General features: G+C 66.9%; 20 protein-coding genes and 1 tRNA gene. 12 read left to right on the top strand and 9 right to left on the bottom strand.

Annotated features, from left to right (window positions below):
* The first annotated feature begins 21 nt into the window (after positions 1 to 21).
* The 6 genes from rpsU to HUA75_RS04830 all read left to right on the top strand — a co-directional run bounded on the left by rpsU (position 22) and on the right by HUA75_RS04830 (position 5,869).
* Positions 22 to 216 (top strand): 30S ribosomal protein S21, encoded by a 195-nt coding sequence (rpsU, locus tag HUA75_RS04855; RefSeq protein ID WP_002614080.1) that lies wholly within the window; start codon positions 22 to 24, stop codon positions 214 to 216.
* A gap of 102 nt (positions 217 to 318) precedes the next feature.
* Positions 319 to 777 carry a GatB/YqeY domain-containing protein gene (locus tag HUA75_RS04850; RefSeq protein WP_174485664.1) on the top strand — a complete coding sequence of 153 codons (459 nt, stop codon included), beginning with the start codon at positions 319 to 321 and terminating at the stop codon, positions 775 to 777.
* Between the two features lie 332 nt (positions 778 to 1,109).
* On the top strand, positions 1,110 to 2,924 hold the full coding sequence (gene dnaG, locus HUA75_RS04845) for a DNA primase (protein WP_174485663.1): 1,815 nt from the start codon (positions 1,110 to 1,112) through the stop codon (positions 2,922 to 2,924).
* A gap of 92 nt (positions 2,925 to 3,016) precedes the next feature.
* Positions 3,017 to 5,134: an RNA polymerase sigma factor RpoD gene (gene rpoD / locus HUA75_RS04840; protein WP_141644122.1), complete on the top strand. Its 2,118-nt coding sequence runs from the start codon at positions 3,017 to 3,019 to the stop codon at positions 5,132 to 5,134.
* A 98-nt stretch (positions 5,135 to 5,232) separates the two neighbouring features.
* Entirely contained in the window at positions 5,233 to 5,667 is a 435-nt protein-coding gene (locus HUA75_RS04835) for an MGMT family protein (protein WP_174485662.1), read from the top strand.
* Positions 5,668 to 5,796: 129 nt separating this feature from the next.
* Positions 5,797 to 5,869 (top strand) — tRNA-Ile (locus HUA75_RS04830).
* A gap of 156 nt (positions 5,870 to 6,025) precedes the next feature.
* Here HUA75_RS04830 and HUA75_RS04825 read toward each other — a convergent pair.
* Entirely contained in the window at positions 6,026 to 7,855 is a 1,830-nt protein-coding gene (locus HUA75_RS04825) for a S1C family serine protease (protein ID WP_174485661.1), read from the bottom strand.
* Between the two features lie 229 nt (positions 7,856 to 8,084).
* Positions 8,085 to 8,717, bottom strand: coding sequence for a hypothetical protein (locus tag HUA75_RS04820; protein ID WP_174465856.1), 633 nt, complete (start codon positions 8,715 to 8,717; stop codon positions 8,085 to 8,087).
* 301 nt (positions 8,718 to 9,018) lie between these two features.
* On the opposite strand from HUA75_RS04820, the gene HUA75_RS04815 reads away from it, so the two are divergent.
* Entirely contained in the window at positions 9,019 to 9,273 is a 255-nt protein-coding gene (locus tag HUA75_RS04815; RefSeq protein ID WP_141644129.1) for a hypothetical protein, read from the top strand.
* A gap of 64 nt (positions 9,274 to 9,337) precedes the next feature.
* On the opposite strand, the gene HUA75_RS04810 is transcribed toward HUA75_RS04815, so the two are convergent.
* Positions 9,338 to 12,646: an Ig-like domain-containing protein gene (locus HUA75_RS04810; protein ID WP_174485660.1), complete on the bottom strand. Its 3,309-nt coding sequence runs from the start codon at positions 12,644 to 12,646 to the stop codon at positions 9,338 to 9,340.
* Positions 12,647 to 13,133: 487 nt separating this feature from the next.
* On the opposite strand from HUA75_RS04810, the gene HUA75_RS04805 reads away from it, so the two are divergent.
* The 3 genes from HUA75_RS04805 (at position 13,134) to HUA75_RS04795 (ending at position 16,404) form a co-directional block, all read left to right on the top strand.
* Positions 13,134 to 14,456, top strand: a complete 1,323-nt coding sequence (locus HUA75_RS04805; protein ID WP_174485659.1) for a triacylglycerol lipase — start codon at positions 13,134 to 13,136, stop codon at positions 14,454 to 14,456.
* 217 nt (positions 14,457 to 14,673) lie between these two features.
* A complete protein-coding gene (locus tag HUA75_RS04800) occupies positions 14,674 to 15,045 on the top strand; it encodes a hypothetical protein (protein ID WP_174485658.1) in 372 nt (123 codons plus the stop codon).
* Between the two features lie 144 nt (positions 15,046 to 15,189).
* A complete protein-coding gene (locus tag HUA75_RS04795) occupies positions 15,190 to 16,404 on the top strand; it encodes a methyltransferase (RefSeq protein ID WP_174485657.1) in 1,215 nt (404 codons plus the stop codon).
* A gap of 95 nt (positions 16,405 to 16,499) precedes the next feature.
* Here the strand turns inward: HUA75_RS04795 and HUA75_RS04790 are convergent, their stop codons facing one another.
* The 5 genes from HUA75_RS04790 to HUA75_RS04770 form a co-directional block, all read right to left on the bottom strand.
* Positions 16,500 to 17,669: a hypothetical protein gene (locus tag HUA75_RS04790; RefSeq protein WP_371746056.1), complete on the bottom strand. Its 1,170-nt coding sequence runs from the start codon at positions 17,667 to 17,669 to the stop codon at positions 16,500 to 16,502.
* 345 nt (positions 17,670 to 18,014) lie between these two features.
* On the bottom strand, positions 18,015 to 18,407 hold the full coding sequence (locus tag HUA75_RS04785) for a hypothetical protein (RefSeq protein WP_141645266.1): 393 nt from the start codon (positions 18,405 to 18,407) through the stop codon (positions 18,015 to 18,017).
* A gap of 247 nt (positions 18,408 to 18,654) precedes the next feature.
* A complete protein-coding gene (locus HUA75_RS04780) occupies positions 18,655 to 19,200 on the bottom strand; it encodes a DUF3060 domain-containing protein (protein WP_174453397.1) in 546 nt (181 codons plus the stop codon).
* A 190-nt stretch (positions 19,201 to 19,390) separates the two neighbouring features.
* On the bottom strand, positions 19,391 to 20,656 hold the full coding sequence (locus HUA75_RS04775) for a hypothetical protein (protein ID WP_174485655.1): 1,266 nt from the start codon (positions 20,654 to 20,656) through the stop codon (positions 19,391 to 19,393).
* A gap of 74 nt (positions 20,657 to 20,730) precedes the next feature.
* Positions 20,731 to 21,921 carry a hypothetical protein gene (locus HUA75_RS04770; RefSeq protein ID WP_174485654.1) on the bottom strand — a complete coding sequence of 397 codons (1,191 nt, stop codon included), beginning with the start codon at positions 21,919 to 21,921 and terminating at the stop codon, positions 20,731 to 20,733.
* Positions 21,922 to 22,587: 666 nt separating this feature from the next.
* Between HUA75_RS04770 and bamE the strand changes: the two genes are divergently transcribed.
* Positions 22,588 to 22,998 (top strand): outer membrane protein assembly factor BamE, encoded by a 411-nt coding sequence (bamE, locus tag HUA75_RS47465; protein ID WP_174485653.1) that lies wholly within the window; start codon positions 22,588 to 22,590, stop codon positions 22,996 to 22,998.
* Positions 22,999 to 23,196: 198 nt separating this feature from the next.
* Here the strand turns inward: bamE and HUA75_RS04760 are convergent, their stop codons facing one another.
* A complete protein-coding gene (locus tag HUA75_RS04760; protein WP_174485652.1) occupies positions 23,197 to 24,204 on the bottom strand; it encodes a GlxA family transcriptional regulator in 1,008 nt (335 codons plus the stop codon).
* A 52-nt stretch (positions 24,205 to 24,256) separates the two neighbouring features.
* Here HUA75_RS04760 and HUA75_RS04755 point away from each other — a divergent pair, with 52 nt between their 5' ends.
* Positions 24,257 to 25,006, top strand: a complete 750-nt coding sequence (locus HUA75_RS04755; protein WP_174485651.1) for an SDR family oxidoreductase — start codon at positions 24,257 to 24,259, stop codon at positions 25,004 to 25,006.
* Positions 25,007 to 25,022 lie beyond the last annotated feature (16 nt).

Raw genomic sequence — 25,022 nt, 5'->3', positions numbered from 1 at the left:
ATGGCGGAAGGAGGTGAACTCATGCCCGGTATCCGAGTGAAAGAGGGAGAATCCATTGAAAGCGCTCTCAAGCGCTTCAAGAAGGCCACTGAAAAGGCCGGAATCCTTTCCGAGATCCGCAAGCGCGAGCACTACGAGAAGCCTTCCGTGAAGCGGAAGAAGAAGGCCCTCGCCGCCAAGAAGCGCGCGGTGAAGAAGGCCCGCAAGTCGTTCTAGTTGCGAGGCCGGCGTGAGAGCCGGGGCGCCCTCGAGCAGTCAGGTGCCCTGGCTCCCGTCGTCCAGTCCCCCCCGAACCACCACCCCAGCGGAGTCGCATATATGGCAACCCTCAAGGAACGGCTCGACGCGGACCTGAAGGACTCGATGCGGGCCAAGACCGAGACGCGCACCACCGTCATTCGGGCCATCAAGAGCGCCATCAAATACAAGGAAGTGGAGCCCGGTGCCTCCGCCCTCGATGACGCGGGTGTGCTGACAGTCGTCGCCGGCCTCATCAAGAAGGGTCGCGACTCCGTGGAGCAGTTCAAGGCCGGCAACCGGCCGGAGATGGCGGAGAAGGAAGAGGCCGAAATCGCCATCCTCCAGAGCTACCTCCCCCAGCAGCTCACCCCCGACGAGCTGGCCGCCGCCGTCCAGGCCTCCATCGCCGAGGTGGGTGCCACGAGCTCCAAGGACATGGGCCTGGTGATGAAGAACCTCACCCTCAAGATCCAGGGCAAGGCCGAGGGCCGAGCCATCTCCGAGGCCGTGAAGGCCCAGCTGGCGAAGCTCTCCTGAAGCCGTCTCCCACCCGTTCGGGGTCGCTCGCTTGCTCCCGCGGCCCCTCGGGTGGATGGGATTGGGGTGAGCGGAAACTTGCTCCCCCGTCTCCCCGTCATTAAGTGCCAGGGCCAGTCCGTCGCGCGCGCCCCACCCCTTCCAGGGAGGCGCCGTCCGGGCCGTAGGAGCCCCAACGTGTCCCCAGCCATCCTTCCCGCCCCCCGCCGCCGGTCCTTCGCCCTCGTGGGCGGGGTGATCCAGCGGGTTGGCGACCAGACGGGCGACGTCAGGCCCGGCTGCCAGGATGTCGGGAGTGCGCCCGCCCAGGTGCGGGACGAGGGGTGGCCGACGTGATTCCGGAACACAAGATCCAGGAAGTCCTCGAGCGTGTAGACCTCGTGGGCCTCATCTCCCGACATGTGGAGCTGAAGAAGGCGGGCCGCGAGTGGAAGGGGCGCTGTCCCTTCCATCAGGAGAAGACCCCCTCCTTCTACGTGGTGCCGGAGAAGCACTTCTATTTCTGCCACGGCTGCCGGGCGAGCGGGGACGCGGTGTCCTTCGTCCAGCGCTACCTGGGCAAGACGTTCCTCGACGCGGTGAGGGATCTGGCGCGCGAGCTGGGCATCGACCTGGAGGCGCAGCAGGACCCGGGCATGCGCGAGCGCCAGCAGCTCAAGGAGGCCACGGACCTGGCCGCCGAGCACTTCCGCGCCACCCTCTGGCAGGACGAGGGCCGCTCCGCGCGGGCCTACATCGCCAGTCGTGGCGTGTCGGAAGAGACGGCGCAGTCCTTCGGCCTGGGTTGGGCGCCCAACGCCTGGAGCACGCTCGCGGAGCGCTTTCAAAAGACAGGCATGCTGGACTGGGCCATGAAGGCCGGGCTGGTGCTCAAGCGAAACACGGGAGACGGCTGCTACGACTTCTTCCGCAGCCGGCTGATGGTGCCCATCCGCGCGCCGGAGGGCCGCCCCATCGCCTTCGGTGGCCGCCTCGTCGGCGCCGAGGAAGGGCCCAAGTACCTCAACTCGCGCGAGTCCCGGCTCTTCAACAAGAGCGACACGCTGTTCGGCATGGACCAGGCGCGCGACGAGGTCCGCAAGCGCAAGGCCGCCGTCCTCGTGGAGGGCTACTTCGACTGCATCGGCCTGCATCAGGTGGGCGTGCGCCATGCCGTGGCGCTGTGCTCCACCAACCTCACCCCCGGCCACATGCAGGTGCTCAAGCGCGGCGAGGCCCGGGAGCTGGTGCTGCTCCTGGACGGGGACTCGGCGGGAATCGCGGCGGTGGAGCGACTCGCCGGTCCGCTGCTCGCCGCCGGGGCGACCGCCCGGGTGGCGCTGCTGCCCCAGGGGGATGATCCAGACGTCTTCGCGCGTCGAGAGGGAGCGGAGGGTGTGGAGCGGCTGCTGGAAGGCGCGCAACCGCTCACCGCCTACCTGTTCGCCTCCTTGCTGCCCCAGGGCAAGGGGGCGTCTTTCGAGGAGAAGATGGCGGCACTCGAGCGGCTCAAGCCCGTGGCGGCGCAGGTGCCCGTGGGACTGGTGCGCTCGTCGCTCTTCTCCGCCCTCGCGGAGCACTTCGGTTGGCGCTCCGCGGACGTGGAGGCCGCGCTGCGCAGCAAGGTGCCCCCCACGCCCAAGCCCGCCGCTTCGGCCTCGCATGAGGGCGGCCCCGCCGCGCCCGCTCGCCCGCTGCCCGAGAAGCCGCCCCCGCCCATGGAGGCGCTCTACGTGGCCTCCGTGCTGAGGGAGCCTCGCCTGCTCGGCAGGGATGTCTTTCGTGTCTGTGACGAGCTGTCCCACATGGGACTGCGCATGGCGCTCGCGCATGCCACGTCGGGCCAGGGCACCCAGGATGCGCTCTTCGAAGCAGCCGAGTCCGTGAAGCGCGCCATCGAAACGTCCTGGCGCCAGCTCCCCTCGGAAGGCCAGGAGCTCGAGCATGCGTTCTTCGCCATCTGCCGGGAAATCATGGTGCGGCGCATCGATGAGCGGCTCACTTATATAAAGCGCGCGACAGAGCAGACGCCGGGAGCGTTCGACCTCACGGAAGAGACGCGGCAACTGTTGTCGGAGCGCGTGGAACTGCTGGCCCTCAAGAAGCGTGTCCTGGAGGAGCTCAAGCCCGCTTCCCCGGGAACAAAGGCGCCCATGCAACCGGTTTGACTTCGCGTTTGTAAGAAACCCTGACTTTGCGGTAGATCGGCCGGCTCGCCCCAGGCCTCAAGCCCCTGAATTTCTTAAGGAGAAGTACCCGAATGCCGACGCAGAAGCCCTCGAAGGCGTCCGTGAAGCCCACCAAGAAGAAGGTGGATCCGGTGATCCGCAAGAAGAAGGCACCGGACAGTCCCGCGGCGAAGGGTGCTGGGGTGAAGGCTGGGACCGAGGAGCAGGAGCCCCTGGAGGCCAAGGAGGCGCCCGCCGAGGTCGAGACGAAGAAGAAGAAGAAGGGCGTCGTCTCCGCGGACGTGGACCCCGAGGAGGCCGCTGAAGAAGCCGCCGCCGCCGTCGAGGTGGACCCGGACGCCGTCGAGGACGACGTCGAGGAGGACCCCGTCGCCGAGCGCAAGGAAGTGAAGGACCTGCTCGCCCAGGGGCGAGAGAAGGGCTTCCTCACCTACGACGAGGTGAATGACGCGCTGCCCGCCGACATCGTGTCGTCCGATCAAATCGACGACGTGATGAGCATGTTCGGCGACAACGACATCGAGATTGTCGATGCGCAGAAGGCGGCTCAGAACAACGAGATCAAGCCCACCGTCACCGTCGAGGAGGAGAAGGAAGACGTCGACGAGGACGAGAAGGACGAAGACGACGAGCCGGGTGGCAAGTCGAACGACCCGGTGCGCCTGTACCTGCGCAAGATGGGCAGCGTCAGCCTGCTCACGCGCGAGGGCGAGGTCGAAATCGCCAAGCGAATCGAAGAGGGCGAGAAGGAAGTGCTGCGCGCCCTGCTCGCCTGCAAGGTCGCCGTCGAGGAGATCCTCGACATCGGCAACAAGCTGAAGACGGCCAAGCTGCGCGTGCGCGACGTCATCAAGGACGCGCCCGAGGAGGCCCAGGCCGAGGGCGCCGAGGAGGCTCCCGAGGAGGTCGGCGAGGGTGACGCCCCGGCGCAGCTGGCGCAGAGCGAGCTCAACAAGATTGAGCAGATCTGCAAGCAGATCGAGCGCTTCCGCAAGTTCGCCAAGGACTGCGATGTCTTGGAAGAGGAGCTCATCTCCAAGAAGAAGCTGACCGAGGTGCGCAAGAAGGAGCTCAAGCAGGAGATGAAGGACCTCCGGACCAAGATGATGGAGGTCTTGGAGGAGATGCGGCTGAACAAGAAGCAGGTCGACCGCATCGTCGTGAATCTCAAGGGGCTCATCGAGCGCGTTGAGAAGGCCGAGGACGAGCTTCGTGATTTGGAGCGCCGCTACGGCATCTCCATGAAGGAGCTGCGCCCGCAGCTGAAGGAGTCGCGGGAGAATCCGAACATCGGCAAGAAGCTGCAGAAGCAGCTCAACCTCACGCCCGAGCAGCTCGAGGTCCTGGACCGCGACGTGCGCACGGCGGTTCGGAAGATCAAGAAGGTGGAGGAGGAGGCCAACCTCCCCGTGGATGCGCTGCGCCGCAACTACGACGCCATCCGCCTGGGCGAGAAGCGGGCCGAGCGCGCCAAGAGCGAGCTGGTGGAGGCGAACCTGCGCCTCGTGGTGTCCATCGCGAAGAAGTACACGAACCGCGGCCTCCAGTTCCTGGACCTCATCCAGGAGGGCAACATCGGCCTGATGAAGGCCGTGGACAAGTTCGAGTACAAGCGCGGCTACAAGTTCTCGACCTACGCCACCTGGTGGATTCGTCAGGCCATTACGCGCGCGATCGCCGACCAGGCCCGCACCATCCGCATCCCGGTGCACATGATCGAGACCATCAACAAGCTCATCCGCACCAGCCGCTACCTGGTGCAGGAGATTGGCCGCGAGCCGACGCCGGAGGAAATCGCGGAGAAGATGGAGCTGCCGCTCGACAAGGTGCGCAAGGTCCTGAAGATCGCCAAGGAGCCCATCTCCCTGGAGACGCCCATTGGCGAGGAAGAGGACAGCCACCTGGGCGACTTCATCGAGGACAAGAGCCTCGTGTCGCCGGCGGACGCGGTCATCAACATGAACCTGGCGGAGCAGACCCGCAAGGTGCTGGCCACGCTGACGCCGCGCGAGGAGAAGGTGCTCCGCATGCGCTTCGGCATTGGCGAGAAGAGCGACCACACGCTGGAAGAGGTGGGCCAGGACTTCGAGGTGACGCGCGAGCGCATCCGTCAGATCGAGGCCAAGGCGCTGCGCAAGCTGCGTCACCCCAGCCGCTCCAAGCGCCTGCGCTCCTTCGTGGAGAGCTGACGCCTTCCTGACGGCTCCACCATGAGCCGTCACGGGAAGTCCCGAGGCCCCCGCTCCTTCATGGACCGGGGGCCTTCGTGTTTCTAGAGTCGGGCGCCGTGGCGCTCTCCAAGTCCAGGACGACGACGAAGACGAAGTCCCGAGCGGAACCCGAGGCGTCGGCTCCGCCGAAGCGTCCGCCCTTCTCCGAGGCGGTATGGCGCGCGGTGCGCTCGATTCCGCGAGGCCAGGTGCGCTCGTACTCGCAGGTGGCGTTGTACGCGGGACGTCCCGGGGCGGCGCGCGGCGTGGGGCGCGAGATGACGAAGCTGCCGCCGGGACAGGAGCTGCCGTGGTGGCGCGTGACGAAGGCGGGAGGGACGCTGGCGTCCACGGTGGCGCATGAGCAGGCGAAGCGCCTGCGCGCCGAGGGCGTCACGGTGGAGCAGCGTGGGCAGGTGTTCCGGGTGAAGGTGGCCCAGGAGCCCGCGATGCCCGCGAAGCAGCAGGCCTCACGCAAGACGGGCGCTCCCACGTCGAAGCGGAAGCGCTGACGGTGGTGCAAGGCATCACGCTGGCGAGGGTGCGGCTCCAAGCCCGGAGAACGGACCCTCTCGGGTGGCCCTTGCCACCGACGCATGCGCGGCGATATGCCACCGGACACGCGGGTTGTTCACGCATGAGGGCCCTTAGCTCAGCGGTTAGAGCTGTCGGCTCATAACCGATTGGTCCCTGGTTCGAATCCAGGAGGGCCCACTCCCCTCAAAGCCTCGCAGCGCCTCGGGATTCTCCCCGAAGGCGTCTGCGCATCGAGCCGATTCCGCCGCACTCCGCACCACCGGCGTCCCAGGCAGCCGCCTAGCCGGAGCACCTCGGCAAGAGCTTCGCGGCCGGCTCCCGAAGCCCCAGGGCCTACCGCCGCCACTCCGGGGGAACGTTCTTCTCCACGGCGTAGCGCTCGAGTTCGGCGAGCTGCTGGCTCGCCAGCTTCAGCTCCGCCTCCACCTCTTGCTGGCGCTTCGCCACCGGCTTGCCGGAGGACTCGTCCTTGCGCAAACGCGCGCGCTCCTCCTCGAAGCGGGCGACACGCGCGCGGGCCTTGCCGAAGGACGTGCGCCACCGCTCCTCCTCCTCCCGTGTGCGATTCCCCGCCAGCCTCTGCTTGAAGCGCTCCCGCTCCCAGCGCTGGATGCCCGCGGGGTTCCGGGTCCACGTCTCACGGGCTTCCCTGACGTCCTTGAGCGACACCTCGATGCGCTCCTCGTTCTCACCACTCCCCTGCCCTGACTTCAGCCATGCCGTGCCGACCTCTGGCAGCGAGCAGGTCTCGACGGGCAGCCGCGCCCCACCGATGTGGATGCCCAGGGTGAGGCCTCGCGAGAGGAACCAGCGCAGCCGCCGCGAGTCCTCCTGCGCCGCCAGGGACTGGCTCAGGGGCCGCCAGTCCTCGAACTCCAGATCCAGCGTGCACGTCTTCCCCTCCGCTTCCAGCTCCATGCGGCGCTTCACGGCCGTGGGTGGCGAGTCGAACCGCTCGACGACCAGCACGATGAGCCCCAGCCCGTCGACCCGCTGCACCGAGAGGACCACCTGCTGCTCGGTGTCCACCTGGAAGCGCCGCACCTCGCGCTCCTCGTCGCGCGCCACGCGCTTGAGCAACTGACTCCAGCGCTCCGTGGACTCGGGCGTGGTGGGCACGGAGACGAGCTTGCTCGCATAGGCGATGGGCAGCGCCAGCCCCAGCCCATCCGCGTTCTCGATTTTCATCGAGACGACGCCCACCACCTCGCCGCGTCCGTTCAACAGCGGTCCGCCACTGTTGCCCGGATTCACCGAGGCATTGAACTGCACATAGCCAGTGCCCAGGTACTGCCGGCCCACGAAGCCCACCTTCCCTTCGTGCACGGTGAAGTCCAGGCCCTTGGGGCTGCCGATGAAGACCAGCGGGTCACCGGGCTCCAGGCGCGTGACGTCCCCCAGTGGCAACGGGACTGCCTTCGCGCCCACGACGCGGACGGTGGCGAGGTCCAGGTCCACGTCACTGGCGACCGTCTCACCGAGCAACTCCCGCCCGTCCGCGAGCACCGCCGTCATCATCTTGCCCGGTGGACACACCACGTGCTGGTTGGTCAGCACCAGCTCGGAGTCCACGAAGAAGCCAGAGCCCGTCTTGCTCCCACACCGCAGCGTCAACGTGCTCGGGCCGGCGCGGCGTGAAATCTCCGCGGTGGAGAGGGCCGAGGGCACGGGGGCCGCCTCGCCCGGAGTGTCTTCACCCGTGGCGAGGGCCAGGACATTCGAGCGCGTGCGCTCGAAACGCGGAGAGCGAGCCATCCAGATGCCGCCCACCAACCCGACCAGGACGCAGGCACCCACAAGCGCCCTCAGGAGTCCACGCGAGGACTCCTGGACGGGCACCACCGACTCCACGAACGGCCGCAAATCCGCGCGGGCGCCCTGGGCGCGCAGCACCTCCAGGAGCTTCTCCGCGAAGGCGCGAAAGACACCACGGGCCAGGGGAGCCCCCGCCGTCGCGAGCAGGGTTCGCGCCTCGGAGAACGAGGGCGCGGGAGGGCCCAGCAGCGAGATGGCCCGGGCCAACGCGAAGCGCGTCCGCTCGTCAGCCACCGCGTCCCGCAACACGACGTCCACCCGGAGGCTGGCGCCGCACACACAGCGCGCCACGCTCCCCGCATCCGGAGCACCACACCGGAGGCACCTCTGCTCGACCGACTCCGACATTCCCGCGCTCCCCCTGCGACGATCCTGGTTCCTGGCGCTCGTGCGTCACCCGCGAGGACCGGGTCACCCCTCGGCGGCTCCCATCATCATGCCTCCGAACGCGCGTGGAGTCCCAGCCCACCCACATCAGCCCCCGCGCCAGGGCCCGAACCCCAACCCGACAACCTCGCCCGAGCAAGCCTTCAAGCCCGGGCATCGAAATCCGAGGAACGGGTCCGGCGGCCTCCTGTCAGACCTTGCTCTCGACGAAGCCCTTTTTACGCAGCTTCGCGATGAGCGCGTCCGCCGCGGCGCGGGCCTGCTTCGCGTCCTTGAACGCAGTGCGCTTGCCGCGCCCCGGCTCGCCCAGACTGCCCGCACGCACCCAGAGCTCGCTGCCCACCAGCGCCACGCCTCGAAAGTCCGTCTCCGTGTCCACGAAGAGCCGCTCCTTGTCGGGGCGCGCGGCCCGCGTCGCCTTCGCGCGCGACAGCGGACGGATGGACGAGACAGGCTTGACGGCCCACACCTGGTAGCGAACGCGAATCTCCGGCTTCGGGCCATACCGGAACAGCACGCGCCAGCGGCCCCCTCCTGTGGATTCAAAGACAGCCTCGCCCCAGGACTTGAGGCCAGTGGTGGGTGACTTCGGCAGGAACGACTCCAGCGTCTTCAAGAAGACCAGATAGTCTTTCTCCTGCTTCACATAGCCAATCAGCCGCGTCCCCTCCGGCAGCGACAAGTCGAGGTCTCCCCAGGCCGTGCGCCTCACCAGGGCGAGGTCGAGGAACACGTTATTGCCCAGCAGGGGCGCGCACTTCTTCCAGAAGTCCGCGCTGATGCGCACGTTGCGGGCCCCCAGAAGCGTGGTCGAATCACTCATGTCTCTTCCATAGCATGGCCGAGCACCGACACATTCGTCTCCACGAGGTGTTTCGCTCCCTGGAGAGGGTTCGCTGGAAAGGCAGGAGCCGCATCCCCATGGACAGCTGAGCCATCCCTCACTTGAAGCCAGTCACTCATTGGAAGCCACTCGGACCGGGGGACCTCCGGTGCCGCCAGTTCCCACACATCCACTGACGTGGGGTGGACAATGGGCGCAACGCGTCAGAAGGGTGGCGCTTGACCCAAGCCCAGGGCCCGCAGTTGGATTCGAGGGCTACAACTGCAACGGGGTTTCCAACATGATTCTTCGTGTACTGGCACTCGCAGCGCTCGTTTCCATCGTTGGCTGTGGCGGAGCAGAAGTCCCGGAGGGCACCGAGACTGGCGCCCTTCCCGAGCAGGAAGTGTCCGCGCAGGCCGCCACCTGCGAGTCCCTCCAGGGCAAGGTCTGCAGCCCGGACCGGGAGATTGGCTGTACCTTCGCCAACGGCACCCCGGGTTATTGTCTCTGCCAGGCCATTCCGCACAACAGGTGGGTCTGTCTGACCGACTGAGAATTTACGGCCGGGCCTGGAAAAAACTCTCCGGGCCCGGCCGCCTGCCTGGGGTTCAGGACACCTAATGACAATTCAGGACGACGTCCTGCGTCGAGGCGGTGTCCACATAGCAGATGCGGCTGAGCGAAGACTCGTTGCCCCAGGTGTCTCGCGCCGAGATAGAGAATGGGATGTCACTCTGGACCGGGGCTGTGCCAGCGATGTTCCACACGTATGCGTAGGGGGCCACAGGCAGCGTCACGGTGAAGCCTCCAATCAGGCCTCCGCTCAGGGTCACCGACTGCACACCGTGCGAGTCGCTCACCGCACCCGCCGACACCAGATACGCGCGACGTGAGCCCTGGACGCTGAAGTTGAACGTCGGGCCCGTGTTGTCCGCGATCACCGTCCGGGTCTCCGGGCTGCTGGCGAAGCCCGCGTTGTCCGAGCACTGGAACAGCACGATGTAATCGCCGTCCGTGCGCGAGGAGGTGTCGACGACGAACTCGTACGGCGCGGTGGTGTCGGACTGGAGGATGACGCCATTCTCGCGCATCTCCACGTGGTGGACTCCCTCCGGGTCGTTGCAGGCCACGGTGAACTTCGGCTTCTTGGGTTGGGTGTCGTTGCGCGTGATGGAGACAATCACCGGCACGGAGTTCGACTTGACGAACGAGGCCACGAAGTTGGCCGTGTTGCCGCAACGGTCCTGCGCCAGCGCCTGGAACACGTGCGTTCCAGACGCCATCTCCGAGCCGAACGTCAGCACGTAGCCCGACGTGGTGGGCTGGGCGACCAGGGTGCCGTCCACGAAGAGCGAGTATGGGTACTGGATGCCGCACGTATCGGTGACGTTCGCGCTGAGCGTCATCGTGGTGCCCAACTGGGACGCGCTGAACGTCACGGCGGGCGGAGTGCTGTCGAGCGGCGCGGCCCGGGTCGCGACACCCTTGTTCCCGAACGCGTCAGTGACCTCGACAATCAGGTTGTGCGCCAGACCGTCGGTCGGTGAGTAACTGGCGGAGTAGGTCGTCGCGGAGTTCGTCCTCGTGGCGAACACCACACCGTCCACCTTGAAGTCCACCCGGGTAATCACGGATGCATCACTCACGGAAGCGTTGACGGTGAACGGCGGCCCGGCGGAGCTCACGGCCATCGACACCGACGGCGGTGTGTTGTCGACCCTCAGCGTGTGCGTGAGCGTCGTCACGTTACCGGCCGGGTCGGAGACATTGATGGTCAGCGGGTAGGTACCATCGGCCCAGGTGGTGGTGTCGAACTGGTGATCGAACGGCGGCGCCATGAGCGAGACAATCAACTGTCCGTTCCGGATGAAGTCGACCGAATCAATCCCCGAAGCGTCGTTCGCGGTGATCAAGAACCAAGGCTGCTTCAACGAGCCCGTGACGGTGAGCGACGCGGTGGGCGGCGTCCGGTCCAGCGTCACTGTCACGCTCTTGGTCACCTGATTGTTCCAGAGGTCCCATGCTTCGAGAACAATCGTATGGGGCCCCGTGGAGAGCGCGCCCGCGGGGATGAGCTGGGTGAACTGAAAGCTTGGGAGCACGACCGTTTGCACGCCGCCGTCGACCACGAGGCGCGGAGCCTGGCGGGCCTGATTGGGAGTCTCCGCGTCGGTGATTGTCCCAGTGCACTCGATGTCCGAGCCGCGCTGCCGGCAGGACAGCGTCGCCTGCGGCGGCTGGTTGTCCGGCACCGCGCCGACGTTGATCGCCGCGAAGGCAGAGGCGACTGCGCGCATCTTCGTCGAGGAGGAGGCGCCGTCAATCACCCCGGCCGCCATGAGCGCGGCGTCTCGGGCCTGGGCGTAGTCCGCCCCGACCGGGAGCGCCTCCACCGTGCGGGTCCAGATGACCGCCGCGGTGGACGGCCCGATGCCCGTGAAGCCCTCGGGGACCCTCGGGCAGTTCCAGGGCCCCGGAGACTGGCCCTGCGCCAGCGGCTGACAGCCATAGGCCAGGAGCAGGAACATCCGGTCGATGGGCCCACAGCTCTCGTGCTCATCCCAGTTGACGAGGTCCGGGGTCCACTCCGGATTGGAGGGCGTCAGGAGGCTGCGTCCTGCAACTCCGGTGTCCTCGCCTATCGTCAGATTGGCGGGGCGCAGGAGCACCTGGTCAATCTCATTCAGGGGGCGCCGCTTGAGGGTGTCGCGCCCCAGCTCGGTGAAGGAGCCCATGATGTCGCCGGTGCCCTCATTGAGGGCAGCAATCTCTCCGGACGCCCCGGAGCCCAGGCTCGGATCCCCCCACACCTCACGCATGAAGAAATCGTGGGTGATTTCGTGGGCGACGATGTCGGTGGCCGCGAGGTGGACGAGCGTCGTCACCCCCGTCGGCGCCGGATAGGTCTCATAGCCAATCAAGACCCTTGGGTCATTGCTGCTCGCGATGTAGCCCGCGTTGTCCCATGGATAGTGCATCTTGAATTCCATCGGGGGGAGCGCCTTGGACCCCGTCCGGCCGAGGAAGTACTCGAACATCGTCGACGTCATGTTCGAGGCGAAGAAGGCGTCGACCGCGGCGGTCTCTCCGTTCGTGCTCCGAGCCTCGGAGGTGACGTTGAACAGCGCGCCATCTCCGAAAGACGCATCGGGGCTCGAGTAGTCGAGATAGGTAATGGTGCCGTCGCCGTTCGGGCGCGTGGCGAGGAACTTGTTGCCCCGCTTGTCCTCGAGCTTGTACAGCGCCTTCGCCGTGTTGACGACGACCGAGAAGGTGTTGGTGCCGGAGTAGCGCCCCTTCAAGGACGCGTTGGCGTAGGTGACGTGTACCTCCGCCGGAGCCACCCGCAGGACCTTGCCCGAAAGCGCGTCTACCTCGCCCACCCACTCACGCGGAAAGGCCCAGAGAGAACCCGGGCCGCCGGTGGAGAGCGTCAATCGGTAGATGGGCGTCAGCTCGGTGATGACACGCTCATACTGCGTCGCATCGTGAGAGCCCGCCACCGGCACACCCGGCTTGAGCCGCCGCTCCTCGTGCGGACGCAGCATCAGCTCTCCGCCGCGCAACACCGTCCCAGTGGGGTCGCCCAGCGCCGAGAGGGCCGCCGCCTCGGCCTCGCCCCGGGTGACGCGCGCCTGGGTCTCGACCTTCGCCGTGGGCTCGACGCGAACCGGGGTGACGCGGGTCTTCCCGTTCGCGGTCTTCGCGCCCACGCCCCACACGGGCAGCTCGTCGACACGAAGCTGGTGGTACGTGTCGTCCCCTTCCTTCCGGGGCACCACGGACATCTCGCGCAAATCAAAGCCGCGTGCCGTCAACTCGCGCTCGACCTCGAGACGCACCGGAGTCTTCACCGATTCGCTCGCGGACTCTCCGCACGAAACAAGTAACACCGCGCCAGCCAGCACTCTCAAGAACCGCTGCATGGATATCCCCCTCTGTCTTGGTTTGCTTACATGAAAACAATGCCCCCGCAAACCGTGAACATGTGTTCGGGTTGGCCGCCCTCCTCGTCCCATCAACTCCACTCCCGCCCGAGCGGATGGATGAACTCATCTGGGATTGAAAGCTCACGGCGGATGACTTCGGGATACATCGTCAGCCTGGACACAGGTTCCGATACCGCGTGCCGTCAGCCCCAGCATCAGCGACTGGAGGCCCATTCCGATTCTCGTGGATTTCCAGGTAAACCTGTTCAGGTGCCGCTGTTTGTCCTAGGCTCGCGAGGAGGGCTCGCAACTCCTTCTCAATCCAGGACATCCCATGCTGGTTTCCCAGCCACCGCCACCCCCGACCGCCAGTCCCCTCGCTGCCCGCGCGCTCTTCCTGGCGATGCTCGTGCTTGCCGTCGGCATGTCGGCCTGCCTCTCGGAGGACAAGGGCACAGGAAGCACGGAACAGTGGCGCGAAGGGATGTCGACCGAAGACGAGGAGGAGCCCGAGGTCTGCGACGAGTGTGACGGAGGCGCTGACGCCGGGGACGCTGGAGATGCGGGTGACGCCGGAGACGCCGGCTGTCCTCCTCCTGAGCAGGAGTTCACTGAGACAGCCACCTGTGACGACGACGCAGGCACCGATGCGGGTTCCAACACAGGTTCGGACGGCGGTGGCGGTGGTGGTTCAGACGCGGGTTCGGACGGAGGCGCCGACGCGGGTTCGGACGCAGGGCGGGATGCGGGGACGGGGCCTGTCGTGGACGCGGGCGCCGATGCAGGGACCGACGCGGGCGCCACCCTGACCGAGGGGCCGCCAGTGCAAGCCTCCTTCGCACCCCAGGCCGCGCCTGCGCCAACCCCCGTCCTGAATCCCACGCCGACCACGGCGGGTGACCGGACGAATGGCGCGGAGCGGTCCCGGATGCGCGCGCGCTGTGGCATGTGCGAGCTGCGCCCCAGGGGGCCCATCGATCCGAACAAGGTGCCCTACATCTCCGTGCATGGCATCGGCGCCGGGCCCGAGGTGATGGACCCGGCCATCAACAACTTCCCGTCCAATGCGCAGGTCTACGACTTCTTCTACCCGGACAACCGGCACCCTATGGAGACGGCCGACTGCCTGCGCAACGCCATCGTTCAGGCGCGGGGAGCGCACTCGGGGACGACCGTGCAGGTGGTGGCGCATTCACTCGGCGCAATCATCGCGACGGGCGCGGACCACTCGCTCGCGGACGAAGAATGGATGCCGACGGAGGTCCCCACCAACTGCGGGTTCACGAAGAAGGTGCGCGGCCGGCATCGCAAGGGCTTCGTGCTCGAACCGGCGCCCAGCCCGAGTCAGCTCGACCTCCGGATGACGCTGATCGACCCTGTCTTCCAGGGGTTCACGGATGCTCCGCTGATTGTCTCCGACTGCGTTCCCGGACCGGGAGACCTCACCGCAGGCAGCGCGCTCATGCAGACGCTGAACACCCGGCCCACGTTCTCCAGGCAACGCAGGGTGTTCTATGCCAACCACCCGAGTGATGACAAAGCCCGCGACCTCACCGAGTTCGATGACGCGGACCTCGAGCTGATCTGCAAGGCGATCCGAGGGGAGACCGTGCGCACCCGGAAGTTCGGCCTCATCAACGCGTGGAACGCCGTCAAGAACCTGCGGGCCGGTCCGGGAGGGAAGAAGCTCAAGGACGCCCTGGGCTGCGGCGGCTGCTCCGCGGCGCGCATCAAGGAGCTCGCCGGGCAGGTGGCACCCCGGCTGCCAGGCGACCACACAAAAGTCATCGAAGAAGTCACCTTCTGACCCCTCCTGGGACACATCAAGAGCGCGCCGCGCCATCCACCTCCCCCTGCGTGCGCGCGCCAGTTCCCACCTCATCCCACGCTCGAACGCGAACAGGAGGTGAGGAAGAAATCCCCCTTCGCACGTTATCTCGCGAGGAAAGGCAGAGACGCTTTCCGGAGCCCCACACCCAGCCTGGGTGCGGAGGCCTCAATCCACAGCACAAGGGGACAACACCATGAAGCGAGCGTCCATCGTTGTTTCGGCGGTGATGATGTCGGTCGGGTTTTCCAGCACGGCCCTGGCGGCCCCCATCACCGTGAATGGCTATGTCTGCGCGGCGAAGTACACCCGGCAACCCAATGTCGTCTACGGCCAGGGCTACGTGGTCGTGCAGGTGAACACCGGGGCGAACTGCACGGGGAGCTTCGTCGGCAGTTACTACTATCTGGGCTCGGGCGCCTCGTCCGCCGGCTACCAGTACAGCGAGGCCGAGCGCCTGGGCCTGTTCGAGCGCGCCACCCAGGCCGCCACCCAGGGCACGCAGGTCACCCTGTACGTGGAAGGCGCGGGCGTCGGCATCCTCGACACCACCTACCGCGGCGACTGACGGCGGCCGGGCTTTCGCGCTCGCCTCCGACGAGGAACAACGCCTGGGGGCGAGCGTGCGCCCATGCGTTGCCGAGCACGGCTGCCGAGGGAGGGCCCTCGTCATCACCCACGGGCGGAGCAGCGGCGCATAGGATGCGCCGCCATGGACTTCCAGGCGCGACTCGAGGCGCTCACGCACCTGCTCAGGCCCTGGTCCCCACTCTGGTCCCGCTCCATCCTCCAGGGCTGGCCCGAGTCCGGCGCCGCCTATCCCGAGGACTGGCTTGCCTATGCCCGGTCGCTCGATGAAGCGGGCGAGCGGCGGCTGGACCAGGGGGTGCTCGTGGGCGTCCCTCCTCCGTCCCTGGGCGCGCTCCTCGGCGCGCTCCAGGAACTGACGGCGCTGCCCTGGCACGAGGGCATTCATCCGCTGACAGTCGCGCAGACGCAGGGACTCAGCGCCAAGAAGACCCACGAACTCGAGCGGGTGCTCGCCCTGCTCGCGCCGAGAACGCGCTTCATCCACCAGGCGGTCGATATCGGCGGCGGCATGGGACATCTCGCCCGCCTCTGTGCGCGGACGTTCGGGTGGACCTTCCACAGCATCGATAGGGACGCCGCATTGCAGGACAAGGGCCGGCGGTGGTTGACGAGAACCCACTCCCCGGTCGGGGACACCCTGTCTTTCATCCTGGCCTCCGTCGAGGACGGACTCCAACCGCGAATCGACCCGCTCTTCTCCGGCCTGGACCGGGCTTCTATCGGCCTGCACACCTGCGGGCCGCTCGCCCTCACGCAGCTCCGCAAGAGCCAGGGGGCGGGCTTCGTCCTGAACATCGGCTGCTGCTACGACAAGCTGGAGGTCCCTCGGGACTACCCCGTGTCCGGCTTCGGGGGCGCGCACCCACTGCCCTTCACCTCGCACGCCCTGGCGCTGACGACGCGGGGACGGCATCACAAGACCGAGGTGGAGTTCGCGCGGATGAAGCGGGTCTACGCGTGGCGCTTCGCGTTCGATCTCCTAGCGAAGCGGCACTTCCCCGAGCGCGGCTTCGTGAGGGCCGGGGACGCGCCCCGAGCGCTCTATGACGGCCCCTTCGCCGTCTACGCACTCGACCGCCTGGAGCGCCTGGGCCTCGACCCCCGCATGACGGACGCCGAGCTGAATGCCTTCGAGGTGTCCGTTCGCGCCGAGACGCGGGAGCTTTTGCTCTGCCATCTGCTGAGGGACCGCTTCGCGAGGGCGTTGGAAGTCGTGCTCCTGCTTGATCGCGCAATCCTCCTGGAGGAGCTGGGCTTCCAGGTCGAACTCCTCCAGCTCTTCGATCCGCGCCTGTCTCCGCGCAACCTCGCGCTCATCGCGTCGCGGAGCGCTTGAGCACGTACCGGGCCGGGCCCCGTGGGAAACACCTGTCCAGGCCACCCTCCCACGAGGGGCACCTCGGGGGCCTGGACAAGCTCACCTCGAGCCGCTCACAGTCCGTCGTGGTAGCAGAAGCCGTAGGTGCGGTCGAAGCCGTTGCCCGGGAGGACGAAGCCCAGGTAGCCCAGATCCTCGCCCGGACCGCAGTCGGTGCGGGCGCGCTCGTTGCGCAGGCAGGTGGCGGTGCCCGTACGGCCCAGGTCCAGGCACATGCCGCGCGCGCCCTCGCTGCCGCAGTACTCGGCAAAGGTCACCCCCGCGGTGCACGACGTCCCGATGGGCGCGGTGTCGAACGTGAAGCCAAAGGACTCCAGCACGCTCTGCTCGGTGCACAGTCCGTAGACGCCGCACACCATGTCCGACGGGCAGCCGGGATTGTCGGCCATGAAGTCACACGTCTTCGTGCACTGGGCGTTCTGCGTGAGCAGGTCCGTGCAGGCGTAGCCCTGCTCGCAGTCCGTCGAGGCCAGTTCGTACTCGCTCGCGGCCGGCGTGGTGGTGCACGCCTCGCCCTGCGCCTTGGTCCCCAGCGAGCGCTCCAGCGTGCCATCCGAGCCCACGTAGTTGGTGGGCACGCAGGTGGTGTCCGGCAGGTTCGCCGTCAGCGAGCCCTGGCGGGGATCACACCCGTCCTGGCGCACGGTGTTCCACGTCGCGAAGCGCAGCCACTTGCACTCCCCGCCCGGCACCAGGGCGGAGCCCCGGAAGGGCGCGTTGAGCGGCGGGGCATTCACCGCCTCGCGCAGCACCACGTTGGCCAGCGCCCCGATGGTCTGGTCGGGCGAGACCTTCAGCGCCACCAGCATCGTCCCCGAATTGGCGACCAGGTACTTCTCCGCGGCCGTCCCCGCGTCCTTGTAGCCCAGGACGCACTGGTCACAGGCGAAGGTGTTCCCACCCCCAATGGACAGGTCGTACAGGCCCGGCTTCGTATTCACATCCAAGCGGATGCGCGCCAGGTCTGGCGCGGCCGGGTCCCCGAAGCTGCCGAAGTTGCCGCGCAGCATGGGCTGATTGGTATACATGATGGGCGTCAGCTCCACGCCGTTGGCCAGCTCCCCCATGGTGATCTCCTCACAGCCCGCGGGAGGAGACAGCTTCCGGGACTGCTCCTCGATGGAGCGCACCTCTTCGTGGTGCGTCGCGGGCTCCTTCTTCGCCGTGGGCTCACAGCCCACCAGCCCCGCGAGCAACACCACGCCCCAACGCAAACCCTTCACAGTCGAAGCCGCTCCAACGTGCGACGCCATGATGCCTCCCGTTCGCTCCAGACGCGTGTGCCCGCGCGGCACCACCGGACACGCCTGGAGTCCTTGTATGGGTGATAGGCCTGCAATGGCATTTCAGTCCTGGCTGAAATGGCGCGTGTGGACCGACGGACCACGAGTCGGTCCACCCATGCACTGGACTCAACGGCAGACGCGCGGACTTGTCGCGAGCGCCTTCACCAATCTGTCCACTTTGTCCTATTTTCCACACATGGCATGATTGCGCGCATGATTGGCGTCACGCGCGGCGTGGGCCGCGCGAATCCCTCGCGCGACCCCGCCTTAGCCAGACACGGACTAGCAGTTCTGCCTGCAGGGCGGCGGGGGGCCGACGGGCGGAGGGCTCCCGGCAGGAGGCGTGTTGATGCTGCTGTGGCAGGTGTAGAGCTGCAGGTCAAAGCAGTACTGGCGGTAGTACTGGGCTGACGCTCCGGAGCCATACATGTACTGGGAGCAGTTCCAGAAGCTCCACTTGTACGGCGTCCCGCTCGGACAGCTCGAATCCAGCCACCCACCGCTGCCGTAGTCGCGACAAGCGCCCTGGTACGTCCCGGGCTGACACACGTTCTGCTCCACCTCGCCCACTTCCACCGTCTCGGCGGACGCCTCGTCCATCGGCGCTCCACCACAGGCAGCGGCGCCCAACCACATCGCCCCCAGGAACAACGGCCGCATGACTTGCTTCAACATGGATTGACCTCTTGGATTGTCAGCCCTGCCGTGACCCTTTCGGCGGCAGGTAGAGGCCACTCTGCTTGTCGTGCTGATTAACCGGGATTAATCACAATTAAATGTGACGATTGCCAGGCCTGTCCGGCGGGCGAAGGCCACGCCACCCGCGCGCCTGAATGGAGGCAGGCGCGGCCTCGGGCCATCCCCGTGGGAACGGGAGGGGGGGCGAAGGTCTGCCTGCCCCACCTCCTCGCAATGTCCCGGCTCAGCGCGCCTGGGCGATGCGGTTGTTGGTTCCGGTGTTGCTGACGCGCGGCTTCTTGCCCTTCTCCGCGCCCTGCTTCCAGGAGACCTTGTTGCCGCTGCCCGTCGTCTCGATGCGGTGCGCGGTGTGGACCACGACCTGATTGTCGCTGCCCGTCACCTCGACGAGCTCGCAGGTCCCCGTCAGGGTGACCTTGTTGTCGGAGCCAACAATCTCCACCTTGCCCCCGTCGGCACAGTCGTGCGTCACCGTGCGCTCGGAGTCCACCAGTTCGAGCGAGCCGCTGCGCCGCGACGACGTGTCAGCCTCGTCGTCATCGTCATGCGCCATGGCGCCATCGACCTGGACGTCGACGCCTCCGCCCGAGCGTACCCGTGTCGTTCCGCCGCGCGTCTCGACGGTATTCCCCTGCGCCTTCACCTTCACGCTTCCGTCCTTGCCGACCTTGACCGACGCGGCCTCGTCCTCATCCTGGGCACTGGCCGTCATGGACCCCAGGACACATGCGATGACGATGAAGGCCTTCGATTTGAATGGGTTGTGCATTGCGGTGGACCCCTTGAGTGGCTGGATGCGCAATGTACGCAACGGCGTCGCGGAGATTCAAAATCCCCGCGACATATCGCGCGACAGTCCAGTGGATTGCAGTGAGCCTTCATCTCGGCACATGCAGCGGAGGGGCATGGCGAACCTGGCGGACCTCGACCCGGAGTGGCGGGCGTGATGCCCCGTGTCCCTAGGCCTTCGCGAGGACGGGGCCGAGCACCTTCAGCAGCTCCTCGGGCGCCTCGGACACCCATGCGGGCGGAATCTCCACGTATTCGTCACGCAGCACCTTCACGAGGCGGTCCGCCAGCGCGCGGTCCTCCGGCCATGAAGGGACGAGGTACTCACGGACCAGCAGCTCCACCGTGGCCGTCTGCCGCCAGATGACCTGGGACAGCCGCTCGAGCACCCCGGGCGGCTCCACCTTCATGCCTCGCGCCAGGGCGTGGTACGCGGCCGGGTCCTCCACCCTCGACAGGCAGGCGTAGAGCCGCCCGCGCACCGCGTCGTCCTGCTCCGCTTCCAGCCCGGAGAAGAGCAGCGGCCGAGTCTTCTCCGGCCAGTGATTGAAGAGCACCTGGTACAGCGCGCTCCGCACCGGGGCGAACCGGGGTCCCCCATTCTCCGAGGCCCGCAGCGCGGCCACGAGCTGCTCGAAGGCCTCGGGAGTCTCCACGAAGGTCTTGCTGCCATACGCGGCGCGGACCATGACGGGGGCGTCCTGGACGCTGTCCATGCGCGCCTTCAGTGAGCCCGTCGTAAAGGGCTGCTGGGGGTCCCGCTTCGAGCCGCCCCGAGCCCGCTCCTTCTTCGGGCAGGGCTCGAACGTCCCCGGCGCCGGAGTGCCCACCGCCGAGCGCATGAGCTTCCGCACCTCGGCGTCCTCCACCCAGGGGTAGAGCGGCGCCAGGACGACCCCCTTCTTCCGCTCCAGCGTGGCCACGTAGTAGTGCCCGGCGATGTCCACGAGGACCTGGAACCGGTCGGGTTCGAGCACCGCGGCGATATGCGCCAGCATCCGCAGTGCCTTCGGGAGCTCGAAGAAGCGCTCGGGCAAACGCAGCAGGTGCTCCTCGGCGGAAGCATCCTTCGTCGTGCCGTCGAAGAGGTCGAGCAGGCTGTCCGCGCCGACGGAGAGCGGAACCTGGGCCTCCTCCCCTTTCGGCACCGAGAACCCGACCCGCTCATCCTCCTTCAAGGACCAGCAGACCTCCGCCTCGTCGAGCCCGTCATCGGAGGCCAGGAACACGCCGTGCTCGAACTCCAGGAACGTGTCCTGGAACACCACGCAGATGAGCGCCTCCGGAAAGTCATCCAGGGCGGCCAGCAACACCTGCTCCACCTTCTGCTTCTCGTGAAGGTCCGGGCCCGCGGTGATGCCGCGCCTCAGGAGTGTTGGCCGCACCTCTTCCGAGGCCTCGCAGCCACGAATCTTCACGTAGTCGACGTGGGACATGCCGGGAGGATAGCCCCGGCGCCATCACGGTGACACGGGGCACGGCACCTGAGTGGGATTGAGCCATTCCTCCGCTACTCCGCGGTCGCCTCGGGCCACCACGATGCCGGGTAGGGACGTCTGGGGACCTGCGCTCCGTTCGTCGGTCGGAGGCTCGCGAGCTGGCAGCTTCCGTCCGGCGCGCGACCCACCGCCCAGCGCAGGTCCGGACTGAAGGATTCGAGCGTCACGGGCGTCCGCAGGGCCATCGGATAGAAGAGCTTCAGCGTCCGGGCATCGAGGATGACGAGCGGGTCGAGGCTCAGGGCCACCCAGCTCTCGCCGAGCCACCGCGAACCACCCGCCCAGGAGGCCGGAATGCCTCCGGATGCCCCCAGGACCGCATCCCGCACGCGCTCGGGCAACTTCGGCCGACGGATGGCCCCGGAGGACACCTCCTCGAGCACCGGCGCCCGTCCATCCCTCGGGTCGAGGTCCAGGGCATGCCGACGGCTGGGCGAAAAGGAGCGACTCTCGCCATCGTCCGGCCACACCTGCGTCGCGCCCACCACACCGGTGCTCGGATCCCACAGCGCGCTGAGGAGCTCCCTCTCGGCGGGTGGATTGTAGTCACCGGCGAAATACTGCACGCCAGGGAGCGTGGAGACCCCGAATCGAAGCAGGTAGCGCGCTCCTTGTTTCTCCCAGCCCATGGGCGTCACCCACCGCAGCTCGGGTATCCGAAGGGATGGGGACACTCCCCCGTCACGCTCGATGACACGGATTGCATTGTCGGAGCTCCGCAACGCGACCGAGTGCCGCTCCGGATGGACCTCGAAGGAGTACGGTCCCTCCAGTCCCTGGGCCCAGTCACCCTGGAACCGGACCTCGTCCGAGCCTCCGTCACCCCGGTACCATCGGCACGCGACGCCGAGGGTCCGAGCGCTCCCGCCATCCGGAGTCAGGCCCCGGCAGCCGACACAGGTGCTCAACGCATCACCGCCGCAGGCGAGATGCTCGTTGGAGACCGCGGCGCCCGTCAGGAGTACCGGGGGAGTCCGGGTGCCCGGCTCGACGGCCCAGATGCGCCTCGTTCCAGCATCCTCCGGTTCTTCGAGCAGCATGTGTCGCCCACCCGGGGTGAAGGCCAGGTAGCCGGCTCCGGAAGGCGCGCAGGGTTGGAAGGGCTCGAGGACGAAGCCTTCCGGATTCTCTGAGCGCGGAGACGCCGCCAGCGTCCCCCCCGCGAGCATCAGTCCAAACACCGCGGCTCCCAGGCGTTTCACCAGACCCTCCCGTCGCCGTTACAGCATGAAGACTTCAGACTCATCCCATGCGGGATGGAGCGCAAGCTTCCGCGAGAGAACGACGCCACGGCGTTGCTTCCCGGCACGATGGTCTCCACTGTCGACTGTCGGAGAGCATATAGGAGAGATGGAGGCCCTGTTGAGAGTGGTGGCAGATGCAGAGGCGCCGAGGAGTGCCGCTGGCGGGTGCCGCTCGGGCTGTGCCACGGGCCGGTGCAGACGCGGCGCACCTCCCTTGGGCACACGCCTGCCCAGTCCGCGCCCCTATCAGGTGCCGTCAGGTACGCCAATACTCGGCACCTGCCTCCACACCCGGCACAGGCGAAGACATCCAACGCGAATGTCCTGCCCAGCAGCCCGGCCCCATCCCGTCGCGGCCTCCGCTTCTTTATCCGTTCCGCCTTCTCAACTGCCTCACGCGGAGGGCTCGCCTCTTCCTCTCTCGGCTCTGCCCCCACTCGAGGGAGTCGAACGGATTCCAGGAGAGTCCCAGCTCGGGCGCGATATGGATGACAACCCAGCAGATCGTTGGATTCGCCGTAGGGACAGTGCCCGGCATCAAACAACTTGGTTCTGGTCGGAGGGAAACCGCGTGGTACGAATACCTCAAGGACGAGAAGGCAGACAACAACTGGGGGCGGCTGCGTGAGTCCGCTCGGAGAAAATGACGCAATGGCCAAAGGTGCTTCCGGAGGACGACGCCTTGGCTGTGTGGCTGTTGGTGTGGTTGTCGTCCTTTCGGCGGTGGTGTTGGTGCGAGCGTTTCTTTTGGATGGTGTTTCTGGTGCGCTGCTGGCCTGTATTGTTGGCGAAGATACCGTCTATTCAGCCAGGTATTCGGACAGAGGTTTTCGTACGATCCTGCCAGGCATGTCCGAGGAGCAGGTCCGACATGCGCTAGGTGAACCCTTGCGCGTGCAAGAGCTTGATCCACCCTATGGCGCGGTTTGGTCGTATTCAAAGAGTGCAAAGAAGGACAACTATCGAATCCGGACCGTCCGATTTGGAGAAGACGGAAAAGTTGTCACGAAAACGGCTGAATTTTGGCTGGACTGAGTACACAGCGCTCGCCACCGCATTGAGCTCGGCGGGCACGGCACGCCCCTGCCCTGTCCGCGCGCCTCTTCCAGGGCCACGCGGCTGGGCGGCGCACACGGTGTCTGACGTCGCGCCAAGGGCCCCTCCTCCGCGGCTGCTGGAGGGAGCGGTGTCATCGCGGTGGATGTCCCCCTCCTGCATCTCTTCGGGAAAACTTCACGTCGCGAACCGCTTCCGGTAGTCGCTTGGCGAGATGGAAAGATTGCGCTGGAAGGTCACCCGCATCCTCTCCTCGTTTCCGAAGCCGCACACGCGGGCGATCTGGTCGACGTTTCGCTTCGAATCCTCCAGCATCCGCCGGGCTGCCTCCAGCCTCAGGACCTCGATGGCCTTCGCCGGAGTGCGGCCGGTCTTCTGCTTGTAGACACGCGCGAAGTTGCGCGGGCTCATGCGGGCTCTTTCGGCCAACGCTTCGACGGTGAGGTTGTCGCTGCCCAGGTTGTCGGAGATCCACAGGTGCAGTTCATCGAAGGCGGCGCCGTCCTTCGTCTGCGACTTCAGCAGCTCGCTGAACTGCGACTGCCCACCCGGCCGCTTCAGGAAGACGACCAACTCCCTTGCCACCTTCATGGCCAGGTCATGTCCATGGTCCGCCTCCACCAGTGCGAGGGCCAGGTCGATTCCCGCACTGACGCCGGCCGAGGTCCACACAGGGCCTTCACGGACGAAGAGCGCGTCGTGGTCGATCTTGATTGAAGGGAAGCGCTCGCGCAGCAGGTCGCACATGGCCCAGTGTGTCGCCGCGCGCTTGTCGTGAAGCAGCCCGGCCTGGGCCAGCAGGAAGGTGCCGCTGCAGACCGATGCGGTGCGGCGGGTCGCTGCCGCCTTCAGCCGCAGCCAATCAATCAGCGGCTCGGAGCGGGCCAGCACCTGCTCGATGTTCGGCGAGCCAGGAACGACGACGGTGTCGACAGGGACTCTCGCGAACGCGGCGAGCGGCACCGTCTGCAACGCGACGCCTTCCGCCGACTGCACCAGCCCACCGTCAAGGCTCGCCGTGTGGCGGAGGTACCCCGGCAAGCCGCACTCCGCCAGGGCCTTTGAGGCGGCCCAGAACACGGTCTGCGGCCCCGTCAGGTCCAGCAACCCCATGTCGGGAAAGGCGACGAAGAGCACGGTGCGCTGCCCGCCCGAAACTGGCAGAAATTCCGGGGTATCTGTCATGGCTGCCAGACCCTTTCATGCCTACATTCTCGTCGTCAACGGAGAGGCAAACATGAAGATCGTGGTCATCGGTGGCACCGGCCTCATCGGAACGAAGGTGGTGACGAGGCTTCGCGGGCAGGGCCACGAGGTGGTGGCGGCCGCGCCCAGTTCGGGCATCAACGCCCTCACGGGTGAAGGCCTGGAGGAGGCGCTCGCGGGCGCGCGGGTGGTCGTCGATGTGGCGAACTCGCCGTCGTTCGAGGACAAGGCCGTGCTGGAGTTCTTCGAGACCTCGGGGCGCAATCTCCTCGCGGCGGAAGAGAAGGCTGGCGTGAAGCACCACGTCGCGCTGTCGGTGGTCGGCACCGAGCGGCTTCTGGGCAGCGGCTACTTTCGCGGCAAGATGGCGCAGGAAAAGCTCATCACTGCCGGCCGGATTCCGTACACCCTCGTGCGCTCGACGCAGTTCTTCGAGTTCATGGGCGGCATCGCCAAGGCGGGAACGGAAGGCGAGACGGTGCGCGTTTCCACGGCGCTCATACAGCCCATCTCGTCGGACGACGTGGCGGACGCGGTGGCCGAAGCGGCGCTGGGCGCGCCGGTCAATGGCATCGTCGAAGTGGCCGGGCCGGAGCGTGTGCGACTCGTCGACGTGGTCCAACGCTTCATGACCGCGAAGCAGGACGGGCGCAAGGTCATCGCCGATGCTCACGCGCTCTACTTTGGCGTGGAGCTGGACGACCAGTCGCTCACGCCGGGCGACGGAGTTCGTGTGGGGCCGACGCGGTTCGAGGAGTGGCTCCGCCGTTCCGCAACATAGTCCGCGCGTTGGGCCT

The sequence above is a fragment of the Myxococcus sp. CA040A genome (assembly GCF_013336725.1).
Lineage (GTDB): Bacteria > Myxococcota > Myxococcia > Myxococcales > Myxococcaceae > Myxococcus > Myxococcus llanfairpwllgwyngyllgogerychwyrndrobwllllantysiliogogogochensis.
Note: the sequence above shows the minus strand (reverse complement) of the source record. Positions and strands in the feature narration are given on the sequence as shown.